The organism is Pseudomonas sp. IT-P294 (assembly GCF_949767865.1).
Lineage (GTDB): Bacteria > Pseudomonadota > Gammaproteobacteria > Pseudomonadales > Pseudomonadaceae > Aquipseudomonas.
Genome location: NZ_CATKQW010000022.1, coordinates 555,988 through 571,762 on the forward strand (window position 1 = coordinate 555,988; position 15,775 = coordinate 571,762).

The window sequence follows — 15,775 nt, forward strand, 5'->3', positions numbered from 1 at the left end:
CAGGCCGATCGGTTAACCGGCGATCTCTGCCATACGTTGCCACAGCGCGTAATACACCCGCCCGGATTTCTGCTCCCGGTGCAGGCGCCAGTTGCCTGGCAAGCCAAGGCTCGATGGCGCATTCTCGCTTTCAGTGTAGATCCAGGCCTCGTCGGCCAGCCACTGACGCTCCTCCAGCAATGCACAGACGCCGGGCAGCAGGTTCTGGTTGAACGGCGGGTCGAGGAACACCAGGTCGTAGGCCGTTGCGGCCTGGGTTTCCAGGTAGCGCAAGGCATCGGCGGTCTGGATCTGGCCGGTGGTGCAGCGCAGCGTGCCCAGATGCTCCTTGATGCTGGCGACCGCAATGTTGCTGGCGTCCAGCGCCTGGCCCATGGCCGCGCCACGGGACAAGGCTTCGAGGAACAACGCGCCGCTGCCGGCGAACGGGTCGAACACTTTGGCCCCGGCCACGTACGGCGCGAGCCAGTTGAACAGGGTTTCACGCACCCGGTCCGGGGTCGGGCGCAAGCCCGGTGCGTCGGGGAAACTCAGTTTCCGGCTGCCCCATTCGCCGCCAATGATGCGCAATTGGTTCACGCCGTTATGTACGTTGTGAACAGGTTTTTTTGGACGAGTGGCCATTAATGCTCCGGAACCCCGAGCGGCTGCTCGGCAGGTTTATCAGATGGGGCCGGTAACGGCTTTTGCGGCACGGTCGGGCCAGCGCTGACGACGACCATTTTGTCCGTGCTCAAGTGTTTGTTCAGTGCGGCTTTGACCTGCTCGACAGTCAGGCTCTGGGACTCGCGCATAAAGTCATCCAGATAGCTCAGCGGCAGGTTGTAGAAACCCATGGCGCCGATTTGGCCGACAATGTCGGCATTGCTGGCGGTGGACAGCGGGAAGCTGCCGGCCAGTTCACGCTTGGCGTCGTCGAGTTCTTTCTCGGTCGGTCCGGTTTTAAGGTAGTCGGCGAGCACATCCTGCACCAGCTTGAGCGTACCTTCGCTCATCTCGGCGCGGGTTTGCAGGTTGATCATGAACGGGCCGCGAACCTGCATCGGAGTGAAACCCGAATACACGCCGTACGCCAAGCCGCGCTTCTCGCGCACCTCACTCATCAATCGCGTGCCGAAACCACCGCCGCCGAGGATCTGGTTGCCCATGGACAGCGCTGCGTAGTCCGGGTCGTCACGGTCGATGCCCAGTTGCGCGAGCATCAGGTTGGTTTGCTTGGACGGAAACTCGATGTGGCCGACGCTGGCTTTGGGTTCTTGCGGTTGTGCGATTTTCGCCAGCGCCGGACCTTTTGGCAGCGCGCTGGAGACCTGGGCGGCAATGGCCTCGGCCTCGGCGCGGGACAGGTCGCCGACCAACGCAATCACCACGTTGCCAGCGGCGTAGGCTTTTTGGTGGAACGCCTTGAGTTGCGCCACGGTAATCGCTGGAATGGATTTCGCCGTGCCGTCACTGGAATGCGCGTACGGATGGTCGCCGTACAAGCGATTCATCAGTTCCAGGCTCGCCAGTTTGCCCGGGTTCTGTTTTTGGTACTCGAAGCCGGCCAGCATCTGGTTCTTGATGCGCGCGAAGGAATCGGCCGGGAAGGTCGGTTTGCCGATGACTTCGGAGAACAGCTTCAGCGCAGGCTCGCGTTTGTCTGCGGCGCTGAGGCTACGCAGCGAAGCCAGCGCCATGTCCTTGAATGCGCCGTTGCCGAAGTCGGCCCCGAGGCCTTCGAAGCCCTGAGCAATCGCGCCGACATCCTTGCCGGCCACGCCTTCGTTGAGCATGCCGTTAGTCATCACGGCCAGGCCTGGGGCGTCACCGTCTTGGCTGCTGCCGGCGGCAAAGATCAGGCGCAGGTCGAACATTGGCAATTCGCGGGCCTCGACGAACAGCACCTTGGCGCCTTCGGCGGTGTTCCAGGTTTGTACGTCGAGGGAGCGGTGGCTGGGGGCCTTGCCGTCCAGCTCGGTCAGCGATTGCAGCTTCTGGCTGGACTTGGCCTTGTCGAGGACTTCGCTGGCCTTGGGGTCTTGGCTTTTCGAGAAATAAAATGCGGTGGACCCGATCAGGGCAACGGCAATCAGGCCGATCAGGGCCAAACGTGATTTCTTACGCTCACTCATGAGTCGTCTCCGGTGGCAGGACATGGGCGACGCTGAGACGTTCGCGGGTGAAATACAGCTTGGCGGCCTTTTGAATATCTTCCGGGGTCACGCCTTCTAGGTCGGCGAGTTCGGTGTCCATCAGTTTCCAGGACAGGCCGACGGTTTCCAGTTGGCCAATGGAAGTGGCCTGGCTGGTGATCGAATCACGCTCATAAACCAGGCCCGCGATGACTTGAGCCCTTACGCGCTCCAGTTCTTCAGCAGACGGCGCGGTGGTTTTCAGCTGTTCGAGCAGTTTCCACAGGCCCGCTTCGGCCTGAGCCATGGTTTTCTTTTTCTGGGTATTGGGCGTCGCCGACAACGTGAACAGGCTGTCGCCACGGGTGTAGGCGTCGTAACTCGACGAACCGCCGGACACCAGCTCTTCGCCGCGCTCCAGTTGTGTCGGGATACGCCCGCTGTAGCCGCCGTCGAGCAGGGCCGAGATCAGGCGCAAGGCATTGACCAGGCGTTTGTCTTCGGCGGTGGCGATGCTCGGCACGTTGAAGCCCAGCATCAGGCTCGGCAGTTGGGTCTGCACGTGCAGGGTGATCTGGCGCTCGCCAGGCTCGGCCAGCTCCACCGGGATTTTCGCGGGTGGCACGTCACGTTTGGCGATCGGGCCGAAATAGCGCTGGGCCAGGGTTTTGACTTCGTCCGGGGTCACGTCACCCACCACCACCAGCGTGGCGTTGTTGGGCACATACCAGGATTGATACCAGTGACGCAGCTCCTCGACCTTCATGCGGTCCAGGTCAGCCATCCAGCCGATGGTCGGCGTGTGGTAACCGCTGGCCGGGTACGCCATGGCCTTGAAGCGTTCGTAGGCCTTTGACATCGGCTTGTCGTCAGTGCGCAGACGACGTTCTTCTTTAATCACTTCGATTTCGCGGGCGAACTCGTCAGCCGGCAGGCGCAAGTTGGCCATGCGGTCGGCTTCCAGTTCAAAGGCCACGCCCAGGCGGTCACGGGCCAATACTTGATAGTACGCAGTGAAGTCGTCACTGGTGAACGCGTTCTCTTCGGCGCCCAGATCGCGCAGGATCAGCGACGCTTCGCCGGGACCGACTTTCTCACTGCCCTTGAACATCATGTGTTCCAGGGCGTGGGACAGACCGGTCTGGCCTGGCGTCTCGTAGCTTGAGCCGACCTTGTACCAGACTTGGGAAACCACCACCGGCGCACGATGGTCTTCGCGCACAACCACCTTCAAACCGTTGTCGAGGGTGAATTCGTGAGTGGGTTGTGGGTCGGCGGCGAGGGCCGAGAGGGGCAGACAAACTGTGCTGAGCAGCAGGCCTGCAGCGCGGCGGGCTAGAGCATTCATTCGTTTTTAAACCTGTTGGGCTGCCCGCTTGGTCTTAGCGTCGGCGGGCGAGAGGGTGCTAGGATACTGGTCCGTTTTACTGGCGGCCACGCCTATCAGGCCTTTGATCGGCCGGAAGGTTGCATGGGTTACCTGCGGAAGCTTTGAATTTGTCAGCTAAACTCAGCGTTTTCGCCGACGATGCCGTTCCAGTCCTTCGTATTAGTCGACCTTTGAAGTGCCGTGGGCACTTCGACAAAATGTTGCGCGTGAACAAGCTGGGTCAATCGCAGTCTGTTCTGCATCGAATATTTATTTGCCGAGGCGCCCTTTGGCGCGTCGCTACCGTGAGATAGCCGTCCTCCATGTTTGGTTCCAACGACGACAAGAAGACCCCAGCTGCGGCTGGCGAGAAGAAAAGCCTGTTCGGATGGCTGCGCAAAAAGCCGCAGGAACCCGTCGTCGAACAGCCACAACCACTTCCTGAGCCAACTCCTGCGCCGGTTCCGGTTATAGAAGAAGAGCTCGCACCGATAGTCCTGCCGACCGCCGAGCCAGTGTTGCAGCCAGTGGTCGAGGCCAAGCCTGATCTGGTCGCCGAAGTCGTGACCCAGGTGCCGCTGGCGCCCGTCGCCGAACCGTGGCTGACATTGCCGGTGGCCGAAGAGCCGGTGGCGTTGGTTGAAGACGAGTTGGCGCCGCACGTTACCCCGCCAATTCCAGCACCGGCTGCATTTTCACCCGAGCCTGTTCAGGTTCCAGTGGTTGAGCCGGTTGTAACACCGGTCGTCGTGGCTCAGCCCGCGCCGGTTGTTCCTCCGCCCGCTCCGCAGCCCCTTGCGCCTGCATTTGTAGCTCCGACAGCTCCAGCACCTGCACCTGTGGTCGCTCCAGCAGTCGACGCGCCTGTCGCTCCGGTTGAAACACCGGCCCAAACCAAAGCCGGCTTCTTCGCTCGCCTCAAGCAAGGTCTGTCCAAGACCAGCGCCACCATTGGCGAGGGCATGGCCGCCCTGTTCCTGGGCAAGAAGATCATCGATGACGAGCTGCTCGAAGACATCGAAACCCGCCTGCTGACCGCCGACGTTGGCGTCGAGGCCACCTCGGTGATCATTCAACGCCTGACCCAGAAAGTCGCGCGTAAAGAACTGGCCGATGCCGATGCGCTGTACAAGTCCCTGCAAGCTGAACTCGCGGCGATGCTCAAGCCTGTCGAACAGCCGCTGAAAATCACCTCGCAAAACAAGCCGTTCGTGATTCTGGTGGTTGGCGTCAACGGCGCCGGCAAGACCACCACCATCGGCAAGCTGGCGAAGAAGCTGCAGCTCGAAGGCAAGAAAGTCATGCTGGCGGCCGGCGATACCTTCCGCGCCGCAGCGGTCGAGCAATTGCAGGTCTGGGGCGAGCGCAACAAGATCCCGGTCATCGCCCAGCACACCGGCGCCGACTCGGCTTCGGTTATCTTCGACGCCGTGCAAGCCGCCAAGGCCCGAGGCATTGATGTGCTGATCGCCGACACCGCCGGTCGCCTGCACACCAAAGACAATTTGATGGAAGAGTTGAAGAAGGTCCGCCGGGTCATCAGCAAACTCGACGCCGATGCGCCGCACGAAGTGCTGTTGGTGCTCGACGCCGGGACCGGGCAGAACGCGATCAGCCAGGCCAAGCAATTCAACCAGACCGTCGAACTGACCGGCCTGGCGCTGACCAAGCTCGACGGCACCGCCAAGGGTGGGGTGATTTTCGCCCTGGCCAAGCAGTTTGGCCTGCCGATTCGCTATATCGGCGTCGGTGAAGGCATCGATGATTTGCGAACTTTTGAAGCAGAACCCTTTGTCCAGGCATTGTTTGCCGAGCGGGAGCGTTCATGATTCGTTTCGAACAGGTCGGTAAACGCTACCCGAACGGTCACGTCGGCTTGCATGAGCTGAGCTTTCGAGTCCGTCGGGGCGAATTCTTGTTTGTAACCGGCCATTCCGGTGCCGGTAAAAGCACTTTGTTGCGCCTGCTGCTGGCGATGGAGCGTCCGACCACCGGCAAATTGCTGCTGGCCGGCCAGGACCTCGCCACCATCAGCAATGCGCAGATTCCCTACCTGCGCCGGCAGATCGGCGTGGTGTTCCAGAACCACCAATTGCTGTTCGATCGCACGGTGTTCAATAACGTCGCGTTGCCATTGCAGATCCTTGGCTTGTCTAAGGCCGAGATCGTCAAGCGCGTGGATTCGGCGCTTGAGCGCGTGGCGCTGTCGGATAAAACCGATCTGTACCCCGGCGACCTGTCGACCGGCCAGCAGCAGCGCGTCGGCATTGCCCGCGCCATCGTTCACCGGCCGGCCTTGCTGCTGGCGGACGAACCGACCGGTAACCTCGACCCGCGGCTGGCGGCCGAGATCATGGGCGTGTTCGAAGACATCAACCGTCTGGGCACCAGCGTGCTGATTGCCAGTCACGACCTGGCCCTGATAGCCCGTATGCGTCATCGCATGCTGACCCTGCAGCGCGGCCGATTGATCGGCGATGGGGAGGCTGGCGTATGAGTGCGACACGCAGCCCCAAGGTCTCCGAGCGCGTTGCCCCCAAGGCCGCCGATCCGCAGCCGCAGAAGAAAAAGCGCGACGATGACGACGGCCCGGACTTCGCCACGCTGTTTCGTGCCTGGGTTGAAAGCCATCGCGCCAGTCTTATGGACAGCTTGCGCCGTCTGGGCAAACAGCCGATTGGCAGCTTTTTCACCTGCATGGTGATGGCGGTTGCCCTGAGCTTGCCGATGGGCCTGTCACTTTTGTTAAGTAACGTCGAGCGCCTGGGCGGGTCCTGGCAGCGTGCGGCACAGATTTCGTTGTACCTGAAAATCGAGGCCAGCCCTGCCGAGGGCGAGTCGTTGCGGGAGCAGATCAAAGGCATGCCCGGTGTGGCGGATGCTGAATATGTCGGTCGCGACCAGGCGCTGGAAGAGTTCCAGCAACAGTCCGGTCTGGGCGAGGCGCTCAAGGAGTTGCCGGAAAACCCGTTGCCCGGCGTGGTTCTGGTGACACCTAAAGAGGTCGACAAGCCGGCCCTTGAAGCATTACGACAAAAACTTTCCGAGCTGCCGAAGGTACAACAGGCGCAACTTGATCTAGTCTGGGTCGAGCGTCTGGCGGCAATTCTCAAGCTGGGTGACCGTTTTGTCTTCGGTCTGACCGTGCTTCTGGTTTCTGCATTACTTTTGGTGATAGGCAATACCATTCGTCTTCATATTGAAAACCGCCGCACAGAGATAGAAGTGATTAAACTCGTGGGCGGCACTGACAGCTATGTGCGCAGGCCCTTTCTGTATATGGGTGCGTTGTATGGCTTCGGTGCGGGGATACTTTCCTGGGGCGTATTGGCGTTTGGGCTGAACTGGCTCAACGAGGCGGTGGTCGGGCTGGCCGGTTTGTATGGCAGTAATTTTGCGCTGGCCGGCGTGCCGGTTGCCGACGGTCTGTCTCTCTTGCTTGGCGCGGTGCTGTTGGGGTATATCGGTGCATGGATTGCAGTCGCACGCCACCTGAGGGAGCTTGCGCCTAAGTAGTATCATTTTGCTCGTATTGACCTTTCAGCGTTTATGGGAACTTGTCTTTCGGTTTCCGGTCAATTTTCGCAGTGCTGAACTGCACGAGTTTGTAAGTCGGAGGTTTTTTCGTATGACCAATTCTTTGCAACCTGCATATGCTCTGGTCCCGGGTGCGAACCTGGAGGCCTACGTGCACACCGTCAACAGCATTCCATTGCTGACGCCGGAGCAGGAGCGTGAACTGGCCGAGAGTCTCTATTATGAGCAGGATTTGGGGGCGGCTCGGCAGATGGTGCTCGCCCACCTGCGTTTTGTCGTACATATCGCCCGTAGCTATTCCGGCTACGGCTTGGCTCAGGCTGACCTGATCCAGGAAGGCAACGTCGGCCTGATGAAGGCCGTGAAGCGCTTCAACCCGGAGATGGGTGTGCGCCTGGTGTCGTTCGCTGTGCACTGGATCAAGGCGGAAATTCACGAGTTCATCCTGCGCAACTGGCGCATTGTGAAAGTCGCGACCACCAAGGCCCAGCGCAAGCTGTTCTTCAACCTGCGCAGCCAGAAGAAGCGTCTGGCGTGGCTGAACAACGAGGAAGTCCACCGTGTGGCGGAAAGCCTCGGTGTAGAGCCTCGGGAAGTGCGTGAGATGGAAAGTCGCCTGACCGGCCATGACATGGCCTTCGATCCGGCTGCGGAAGCAGACGATGACAGCGCTTTCCAGTCGCCGGCCAACTATCTGGAAGACCACCGGTACGACCCGGCCCGTCAACTGGAAGATGCCGACTGGAGCGACAACTCCAATCACAACCTGCACGAAGCGCTTGAAGTGCTCGACGACCGCAGCCGTGACATTCTCTACCAGCGCTGGTTGGCTGAAGAGAAAGCCACGCTGCACGACCTGGCGCAGAAGTACAACGTGTCGGCCGAGCGCATTCGTCAGCTTGAGAAAAGCGCGATGAACAAGCTCAAGTTGTCGATCGCGGCCTGACCTGCGCACCGGCAATAAAAAACGCCCCGATCATTGATCGGGGCGTTTTTGTTTGTGCCTACTCATCCAGTCTGACACCGCCCCCTGTAGGAGTGAGCCTGCTCGCGATTGCTATTGATCAGTCGACATTTATAGCGACTGACCTGGCGCTATCGCGAGCAGGCTCACTCCCACAGGGGATCTCCAGTGTTACTGGGCCCACGGCGCCCGGCGCGAATTGTTGAGCTCCAGCAGATAGCTTTCACCACCCAACTGACTCATTTGCTGCCGAATCCACCCGGCCCGACGTGCAACATAGTTGGTCGGATGGCTGGCGCTCCACATTCGCGGGTTTGGCAGTACGGCGGCCAGCAAGCTTGATTGTTGACGGCTGAGACCTTTAGCGCTGACACCAAAGTGATGCCGGGCAGCCGCTTCGGCACCGAACACTCCGTCATCCCACTCGACGCTGTTCAGATACACCTCAAGAATTCGTTGCTTGGGCCAGAACACTTCGATCAGGCCGGTAAACCAAGCCTCCAGGCCTTTACGCAGCCAGCTGCGGCCGGACCACAGAAACAGGTTCTTCGACACTTGCTGGCTCAAGGTGCTGGCGCCACGAATCGATCCACCGAGTTCGTTGTGGGCCAACGCAGCCTGGATCGCGCCGAAGTCAAAGCCCCAATGCTCCGGGAATTTCTGATCCTCGCCGGCCATCACCGCGACTTTCAGGTCATCGGAGATTTCATCCCAAGGCTGCCAGGTGCGTTGCAGGTCGATGGGTTCGCCGTCGAACCAGGATTCGACCTTGCGTTCGACCATCAGCGCCGTTCCCGGCGGTGGCACCACGCGAAAAATCAGGACCAGCACTATGCTGCCGCCCGCGAACCACAGCAGGGCTTTGATGAATCGTTGCAAAAATAAACGCAGCATAGAGATGGCTTGGCCGAACCCGTTGAGCGGGCCATTATACAGACCCTGTTGATCGAGTCTGACTGGAGTTCTTCATGCTGCGTGGCTTTTTGATGCTGGCCGCTTTCTTCGGCTTCACCGGCGTTGCCCTTGGCGCGTTCGCCGCCCACGGCCTGAAAAACCGTCTGACCCCTGAATACCTGGCGATTTTCCATACAGGCGTCACTTATCAGCTGGTGCACACCCTGGCATTGCTGGGCGTCGCGCTCCTGGCCACGCAGATGCCGGGTCGCCTGATCACTTGGGCCGGCGCGTCCTTTGCCATCGGCATCTTGCTGTTTTCCGGCAGTCTGTACCTGCTGACCATCACCGGTGTCGGCAAGCTCGGGATCGTCACCCCCTTCGGTGGCCTGGCATTTCTGGTGGGCTGGTTCTGCCTGGGGCTTGCCGCCTGGCGGTTGAGCTGACCGGGCAGTCCATTTCATGACGAATGGCTTGGGTCGCCAAGACTGATCGGGCTAGAATGCCAGCCCCTAAAAATGATGGCGGCATTTGGTATGCGCATTCAGTTGAACGGCGAATCCCTTGAACTGCCCGACGGTGAAACCGTTGCGGCCCTGCTGACCCGTCTGGAACTGACCGGACGCCGGGTGGCGGTCGAACTCAATCTGGATATCGTCCCGCGCAGCCAGCATGCCGACACCGTTCTCAACAACGGCGACAACGTCGAAGTCGTGCACGCCATCGGCGGCGGCTAGTCGCCTGGCCCGCGAGGGCACAGAATTCTGCAAGAACCTCACCCCTACAGAGGATTTCCCATGAGCATCGTTCGTAGCGACAAGCCTTTCGTCCTGGCCGGTCGTACTTACCAGTCGCGTTTGCTGGTGGGTACCGGCAAATACCGCGACATGGAAGAAACCCGCCTGGCCATCGAGGCCTCGGGTGCCGAGATCGTCACATTCGCCGTGCGCCGTACCAACCTTGGCCAGAACCCGGGCGAACCGAACCTGCTTGAAGTCCTGTCGCCGGATCGCTACACCTTCCTGCCGAACACTGCAGGTTGCTTCGACGCTACCGAGGCCGTGCGCACCTGCCGCCTGGCCCGCGAACTGCTCGGCGGCCACAACCTGGTGAAGCTGGAAGTGCTGGCCGACCAGAAAACCCTGTTCCCCAACGTGATCGAAACCCTCAAGGCCGCCGAAGTGCTGGTCAAGGAAGGCTTCGACGTGATGGTTTACACCAGCGATGACCCGATCATTGCTCGTCAACTGGCGGAAATCGGTGTTATCGCGGTGATGCCGCTGGCCGGCCTGATTGGTACAGGCCTGGGGATCTGCAACCCGTACAACCTGCAGATCATCCTTGAAGAAGCCAAGATTCCCGTGCTGGTCGACGCCGGTGTCGGTACGGCTTCCGACGCGACCATCGCCATGGAACTGGGTTGCGAGGCGGTGCTGATGAACTCGGCCATCGCCCACGCCCAGCAGCCGATCATGATGGCCGAAGCCATGAAACACGCCATCGTCGCGGGCCGCCTGGCCTACCTCGCCGGCCGCATGCCGAAAAAACTCTATGCCAGCGCCTCTTCGCCGCTGGATGGTCTGATCAAGTAAGAGCCATTGATGACTGAATCAAACGACACGCCAATCCAGACGGAAGAAGGCGACGAGCGCCAACACCGCCGCATCAAGAGTTTCGTGATGCGCGCCGGGCGCATGACCGAAGGCCAGCAAAAAGGCCTTGAGCAGGGCACGCCGCTGTTTGTCCTGCCATTGGCCGATGCGCCGGTGGACTTCGACCAGGTGTTCGGCCGTTCGGCGCCACGCTCCCTGGAAATCGGTTTTGGCATGGGCCATTCGCTGCTGGAAATGGCCGCGGCCTCGCCGGAACAGGATTTCATTGGCGTGGAAGTCCACCGTCCAGGTGTTGGCGCGCTGCTCAATGGCGTGCTGACCCAGGGCCTGACCAACCTGCGAGTCTACGATTGCGATGCGATCGAAGTGCTCAACCATTGCATTGCCGACAACAGCCTCGATCGCCTGATGCTGTTTTTCCCGGATCCGTGGCACAAGAGCCGTCACCACAAGCGTCGTATCGTTCAGGCGTCGTTCGCTGAACTGGTGCGCAGCAAGTTGAAAGTGGGCGGCATTCTGCACATGGCCACCGACTGGGAACCGTACGCCGAGTACATGCTGGAAGTGATGAGCGTCGCGCCGGGTTATCGCAACCTGGCCGAAGACGGCAAGTGCGTCCCGCGCCCGACCGAACGCCCGATCACCAAGTTCGAACGCCGCGGCGAACGTCTTGGACATGGCGTGTGGGATTTGAAGTTCGAAAAACAGTCTTAAGCGATACGCAATGATCGTTCCCACGCTCTGCGTGGGAATGCCTCAATGGACGCTCTGCGTCCGCTGTTGGGACGCGGAGCGTCCCGGGCTGCATTCCCACGCAGAGCGTGGGAACGATCGTCAGCCCTCAGCGGCGGTCGGCGACTACGCCGATGAGCACCAGCACCACCAATAACACTGGCGCCAGGCTGTAGTTGTTGAACTGGCTCAGGCCTTTGATGATCCATGGCGTGGCGTAGATCAGCGCGACGCCGCTGCCGACCATGCACACCAGAGCCATCAGCGGGACGCGCAAGGCGCCGGCGATGCTGCCCAGGCGTTGGTCGATCCAGCCTTTGATGTCGGCGCCGAACAGCACCAGCAAGCAACCCACCAGTGCCAGAGCAATCTCCGACAGGTTGCTGCGACTCCAGCGGGACGCGGTGGCGAGCAGGTCGAGTATCAAATCCATTCGTTTTCCCTTAAGGCTGAAATCAGCTCAGAAATGTCTGCAGCAAGTCATTGAGAAAGAGTTGTCCGCGCATCGTGGCCGCCAGACGTGACGGTTCGACCTGCAACAAGCCACTTTGTTCGGCTTCGCGGCGGCCTTCGGCGAGGCTGTCCAGGCTCAGCCCGGTGCGCTGCGGATACAACCGCGACTCGACACCCTCGGTCAGGCGCAAGGCGTTCATCAGGAATTCGAACGGTAGCTCATCGTTGGTCAGCGCTTTCTCGCCAGCCTTGAAGCTTTTGGCCGGGTTGAGGTAATCCTTCGGCAATCGCGTCTTCCAGGTGCGCACAATGCGGCCGTCCGGATGGCTGAGTTTGCCGTGGGCGCCGGCGCCGATGCCGATGAAGTCGCCGAAGCTCCAGTAATTGAGGTTGTGCCGCGCCGCACGACCGGGCTGGGCATAGGCCGAGACTTCGTATTGCGCGTAACCGTGTTCAGCGAGCAAGGCCTGGCCGGCTTCCTGAATGTCCCACAGCGTGTCGTCTTCCGGCAGCGTCGGCGGCTGGTTCCAGAACACCGTGTTCGGCTCCAGCGTCAGCTGATACCAGGATAGATGCGTCGGCTTCAGGGCGATGGCCTGGCGCAGGTCGCTCAGTGCGTCCTCCAGCGATTGATCGGGCAAGCCGTGCATCAAGTCCAGGTTGAAGTTATCGAACCCGGCCTGACGCGCCATGCCGGCGGCGCGCACCGCTTCGTCGCCGTTATGGATACGGCCCAGGGCTTTGAGTTTCTCTTCCTGGAAGCTCTGGATGCCGATCGACAGGCGATTGATGCCCAGCGCACGGTAGGCGACGAACTTCTCTTGCTCGAACGTTCCCGGGTTGGCTTCCAGAGTGATTTCGATGTCGCTGGCAAACGGAATGCGCTGCTCGACGCCCCTGAGCAAACGACCCAAGGCATCGGCGCTGAACAGGCTCGGCGTGCCGCCACCGAAGAAAATCGAGCTCAGTTCGCGACCGTAAACGGCATGAAGGTCCTGATCGAGGTCGGCCAGCAACGCGTCGACATACTCTTCTTCCGGCAGCACGGGGCTCGCGGTGTGGGAGTTGAAGTCGCAATAAGGACATTTGCGCACACACCACGGGATGTGGATGTACAGCGCCAGGGGCGGCAGCACGGGGAGCGCGGCCCGAGGCGATTGGGCGGCACCGCCGAAGATCAGCGGCGACGCGGAGGAATCGTGGGTCATTTCAAGCCCAGACGCTGGCGCAACAGATCCATTGCACGAGCGCGGTGGCTGATGAGGTTCTTGTCGCTCGGGCTCAACTCGGCGCTGGAGCAATCGCGCTCCGGTACCCAGAACAGCGGGTCGTAACCAAATCCGTGTTCGCCACTGGCCTGGGTCAGGATGCGCCCGTGCCACAAGCCTTCGCAGAGGATCGGCAACGGGTCATCGGCGTGACGCACCAGCGCCAGGACGCAGACGAACTGCGCACCGCGCTCGGCTTGCGGCACGTCTTTCAACGCGTCGAGCAATTTGGCGTTGTTCGCCGCATCGCCTTTGCCATCGGCATAACGAGCGGAATAGATGCCCGGCGCACCGCCAAGGAAATCCACCGCCAGCCCTGAATCGTCGGCCAATGCCGGCAACCCGGAAATGCGCGCGGCGTTGCGAGCCTTGAGGATGGCGTTCTCGACAAACGACAGGCCGGTTTCTTCAGGCTCGACGCTGCTGAACTCGCCGATCGAGCGCAGTTGCACCGATTCGCCGAGCATGGCCTGGAGTTCCTTGAGTTTGCCGGCGTTGTGGCTGGCCAATACGAGTTGCGTGAAGTTGATCATTCGCCGGGGAAGAGCTCTTGGTTGAAATTGATGGTGTTGATTTTGTCGCCGTTCTGCACCTTGATCTCGAAGGTGCGGATTTCCTGCTGATCGACCGGGTATTGCGCGATGTAGTAGATCGCGCCCTGTTCGGTGATCTGTTTGAATTTCAGCGGCACGCTCTGGCTGGTCAGGTCTTTCACCGAGCCACTCACCTGCGCCATCTGCGGCTTGCCGTCCTTGATCACCGACACGTTGATCACGCCCTGGTTCTTGCTGCGGATCAGCTCGGCAGCCTTGGCGATGTCCGGTGTCAGATAAGTCGAGTTGAAGGTGTTGTAGTGCACTGTTACATCGCCAAATGTTTCCTGGCGTTCGCTTTTGATGACGTCGGCAGCCATGGCGGTGACGCTCAGGCAGGCAGTAAGTACAAACAGCGCTAGACGACCCATGATCGTTCTCCTCGAAGTGTCGTGACTCAGACCGCGACCTTGTGGTCTTGCAGCCCGGGGCTGCTGACGCGGTAAATACCGATTTCACCTAATAGATTAGGCCATAGCTTACTGGCCCACCCGTGACGGTGCTGTTGATCCACGGCAAGCCGATCAATGACCTTGGCTTCACGTTCGCGGCATAACGCTTCAAAGTCTTCGAAGGTGCAAAAGTGGATGTTGGGCGTGTTGTACCAGGTGTACGGCAGGAACTCGGAAACCGGCATCCGGCCCTTGCTCGCCAGGTACCAGCGGCAGCGCCAGTGACCGAAGTTGGGGAAGGTGATGATGCACTGGCGTCCGACGCGCAGCATTTCGTCGAGGATCTTGTCCGGGTAATGCACGGCTTGCAGCGCCTGGGTCATGACCACGATGTCAAAGCTGTTGCTGGCGAAGTTGCCCAGGCCCTTGTCCAGGTCCTGCTCGATCACGTTGATGCCCTTGGCCACGCACTCGGCAATGTTGTCCGGGTCGTTTTCCAGGCCATAGCCGCTGACTTGCTTGTGGTCGCGCAACCAGGTCAGCAGCTCGCCGTCACCGCAACCGAGGTCGAGCACGCGGCTGCCGGCGGGGATCCATTCCTGGATGATTTCCAGATCGGCTCTCATGTCTTCCTCAAAGCGAAATACGGTTCATGTAATTGCGGAAGGCCTGCAAGTAGCGCGGGATCGGAATCAGGAAGGCGTCGTGGCCTTGCGGAGCATCGATCTCGAGGTAGCAGACGTCTTTCTTGGCCGCCATCAGCGCGTCCACCAGTTCCCGCGAGCGGGCAGGGGAGAAGCGCCAGTCGGTGGTGAAGGACATCACGCAGAACTTGGCCTGGGCGTTGGCGAAGGTTTTCGCCAGGTCATCGTCGAAATTTGCCGCCGGGTCGAAATAGTCCAGGGCCTTGGTCATCAACAAGTAGGTGTTGGCATCGAAACGCCCGGAAAACTCTTCGCCCTGATAGCGCAGGTAGCTTTCGACCTGGAACTCGACGCTGTGGAAGTCGTAGTTGAGCTTCTCGCTTTTGAGCCCACGGCCGAATTTCTCGCCCATCGAGTCATCCGACAGGTACGTGATGTGGCCAACCATCCGCGCAAGCATCAAGCCGCGCTTGGGGATCACGCCCGCTTCCTGGAACGAGCCGCCGTGAAAGTCGGGGTCGGTTAGGATCGCTTGGCGTGCAACTTCGTTGAAGGCGATGTTCTGCGCCGACAGCTTGGGCGCAGATGCGATGGCCAGGCAATGACGAATGCGATCAGGGTAAGTGATGCTCCATTGCATCGCCTGCATGCCGCCGAGGCTGCCGCCAATCACCGCGGCCCATTGTCGGATGCCGATGCGATCGGCCAGGCGCGCCTGGCTGTGCACCCAGTCTTCAACGGTCAGCACAGGGAAGTCGGCGCCGAAGGGCTTGCCGGTTTCCGGGTTGATGCTGCTCGGGCCAGTGGAGCCGTTGCAACCGCCGAGGTTGTTCAGGCTGACCACGAAGAATTTGTTGGTGTCGATCGGCTTGCCAGGGCCGATGCAGCTGTCCCACCAGCCGGGTTTGCGGTCGTCGGGGCCGTGGAAGCCAGCCGCGTGATGGTGGCCCGACAAGGCATGGCAAATCAGTACGGCGTTGCTCGCCGTGGCGTTCAGCGTGCCGTAGGTCTCGTAAATCAGGTCGTAGGCTGGAAGCGAACGGCCACAGGCCAAGGCCAGGGGCTCGCTGAAGTGCGCCACTTGCGGCGTCACCAGACCAACAGAATCGGCGGGAAAGGCAGTTGGCATCGACCCTGCTCTCGTTGAAATGAGGCGTAAGTCTAAAGACCGCTGCCCCGAGCAGCAAGCGACTACCCGTGAT

The 15,775-nt window shown here is 60.6% G+C and carries 18 protein-coding genes; 8 read left to right on the forward strand and 10 right to left on the reverse strand.

The window, feature by feature from the left end; genetic code table 11:
- Positions 1-12: 12 nt before the first annotated feature.
- The 3 genes from rsmD to ACM6I0_RS17705 are packed head-to-tail and all read right to left on the reverse strand — an operon-like array spanning position 13 to position 3,462.
- A complete protein-coding gene (rsmD, locus tag ACM6I0_RS17695) occupies positions 13-624 on the reverse strand; it encodes a 16S rRNA (guanine(966)-N(2))-methyltransferase RsmD (protein WP_414922914.1) in 612 nt (203 codons plus the stop codon).
- On the reverse strand, positions 624-2,114 hold the full coding sequence (locus ACM6I0_RS17700; protein ID WP_414922915.1) for a M16 family metallopeptidase: 1,491 nt from the start codon (positions 2,112-2,114) through the stop codon (positions 624-626). The genes rsmD and ACM6I0_RS17700 overlap by 1 nt, the downstream gene beginning before the upstream one ends.
- Complete coding sequence (locus ACM6I0_RS17705) at positions 2,107-3,462, reverse strand: M16 family metallopeptidase (RefSeq protein WP_285432847.1); 1,356 nt, start codon at positions 3,460-3,462, stop codon at positions 2,107-2,109. The genes ACM6I0_RS17700 and ACM6I0_RS17705 overlap by 8 nt, the downstream gene beginning before the upstream one ends.
- A gap of 344 nt (positions 3,463-3,806) precedes the next feature.
- Here ACM6I0_RS17705 and ftsY point away from each other — a divergent pair, with 344 nt between their 5' ends.
- The 4 genes from ftsY to rpoH all read left to right on the forward strand — a co-directional run bounded on the left by ftsY (position 3,807) and on the right by rpoH (position 7,966).
- Positions 3,807-5,312, forward strand: coding sequence for a signal recognition particle-docking protein FtsY (ftsY, locus tag ACM6I0_RS17710; RefSeq protein WP_414922916.1), 1,506 nt, complete (start codon positions 3,807-3,809; stop codon positions 5,310-5,312).
- On the forward strand, positions 5,309-5,980 hold the full coding sequence (ftsE, locus tag ACM6I0_RS17715; RefSeq protein ID WP_010466809.1) for a cell division ATP-binding protein FtsE: 672 nt from the start codon (positions 5,309-5,311) through the stop codon (positions 5,978-5,980). The genes ftsY and ftsE overlap by 4 nt, the downstream gene beginning before the upstream one ends.
- Complete coding sequence (gene ftsX / locus ACM6I0_RS17720; protein ID WP_259153754.1) at positions 5,977-6,999, forward strand: permease-like cell division protein FtsX; 1,023 nt, start codon at positions 5,977-5,979, stop codon at positions 6,997-6,999. The genes ftsE and ftsX overlap by 4 nt, the downstream gene beginning before the upstream one ends.
- A gap of 112 nt (positions 7,000-7,111) precedes the next feature.
- The gene (gene rpoH / locus ACM6I0_RS17725) at positions 7,112-7,966 is read left to right on the forward strand and encodes an RNA polymerase sigma factor RpoH (protein ID WP_007897890.1); all 855 of its coding nucleotides are present in this window, start codon (positions 7,112-7,114) and stop codon (positions 7,964-7,966) included.
- 189 nt (positions 7,967-8,155) lie between these two features.
- Here the strand turns inward: rpoH and mtgA are convergent, their stop codons facing one another.
- Entirely contained in the window at positions 8,156-8,878 is a 723-nt protein-coding gene (mtgA, locus tag ACM6I0_RS17730) for a monofunctional biosynthetic peptidoglycan transglycosylase (protein WP_414922917.1), read from the reverse strand.
- 74 nt (positions 8,879-8,952) lie between these two features.
- On the opposite strand from mtgA, the gene ACM6I0_RS17735 reads away from it, so the two are divergent.
- From ACM6I0_RS17735 to trmB, 4 genes are all read left to right on the forward strand, one after another.
- Positions 8,953-9,324, forward strand: coding sequence for a DUF423 domain-containing protein (locus ACM6I0_RS17735; protein ID WP_285432841.1), 372 nt, complete (start codon positions 8,953-8,955; stop codon positions 9,322-9,324).
- 90 nt (positions 9,325-9,414) lie between these two features.
- Positions 9,415-9,615 (forward strand): sulfur carrier protein ThiS, encoded by a 201-nt coding sequence (gene thiS, locus ACM6I0_RS17740; protein WP_285432839.1) that lies wholly within the window; start codon positions 9,415-9,417, stop codon positions 9,613-9,615.
- A 60-nt stretch (positions 9,616-9,675) separates the two neighbouring features.
- Complete coding sequence (locus tag ACM6I0_RS17745) at positions 9,676-10,470, forward strand: thiazole synthase (protein ID WP_008068101.1); 795 nt, start codon at positions 9,676-9,678, stop codon at positions 10,468-10,470.
- 9 nt (positions 10,471-10,479) lie between these two features.
- Positions 10,480-11,205: a tRNA (guanosine(46)-N7)-methyltransferase TrmB gene (trmB, locus tag ACM6I0_RS17750; protein ID WP_285432836.1), complete on the forward strand. Its 726-nt coding sequence runs from the start codon at positions 10,480-10,482 to the stop codon at positions 11,203-11,205.
- Between the two features lie 127 nt (positions 11,206-11,332).
- On the opposite strand, the gene ACM6I0_RS17755 is transcribed toward trmB, so the two are convergent.
- Genes ACM6I0_RS17755 through metX form a run of 6 tightly spaced genes read right to left on the reverse strand, consistent with a single transcriptional unit; the run spans position 11,333 to position 15,702 of the window.
- Entirely contained in the window at positions 11,333-11,656 is a 324-nt protein-coding gene (locus ACM6I0_RS17755; protein WP_285432834.1) for a DUF3392 domain-containing protein, read from the reverse strand.
- A gap of 22 nt (positions 11,657-11,678) precedes the next feature.
- Positions 11,679-12,884: a radical SAM family heme chaperone HemW gene (gene hemW / locus ACM6I0_RS17760; RefSeq protein WP_414922918.1), complete on the reverse strand. Its 1,206-nt coding sequence runs from the start codon at positions 12,882-12,884 to the stop codon at positions 11,679-11,681.
- Positions 12,881-13,477, reverse strand: a complete 597-nt coding sequence (gene rdgB / locus ACM6I0_RS17765; protein WP_090178590.1) for an RdgB/HAM1 family non-canonical purine NTP pyrophosphatase — start codon at positions 13,475-13,477, stop codon at positions 12,881-12,883. Before rdgB ends, hemW begins: the two co-directional genes overlap by 4 nt.
- A complete protein-coding gene (locus tag ACM6I0_RS17770) occupies positions 13,474-13,908 on the reverse strand; it encodes a DUF4426 domain-containing protein (RefSeq protein WP_285432831.1) in 435 nt (144 codons plus the stop codon). Before ACM6I0_RS17770 ends, rdgB begins: the two co-directional genes overlap by 4 nt.
- 26 nt (positions 13,909-13,934) lie before the next feature.
- Positions 13,935-14,555 carry a methionine biosynthesis protein MetW gene (metW, locus tag ACM6I0_RS17775; RefSeq protein ID WP_414922919.1) on the reverse strand — a complete coding sequence of 207 codons (621 nt, stop codon included), beginning with the start codon at positions 14,553-14,555 and terminating at the stop codon, positions 13,935-13,937.
- Between the two features lie 7 nt (positions 14,556-14,562).
- Positions 14,563-15,702 (reverse strand): homoserine O-succinyltransferase MetX, encoded by a 1,140-nt coding sequence (metX, locus tag ACM6I0_RS17780; RefSeq protein WP_285432828.1) that lies wholly within the window; start codon positions 15,700-15,702, stop codon positions 14,563-14,565.
- Positions 15,703-15,775: the final 73 nt, after the last annotated feature.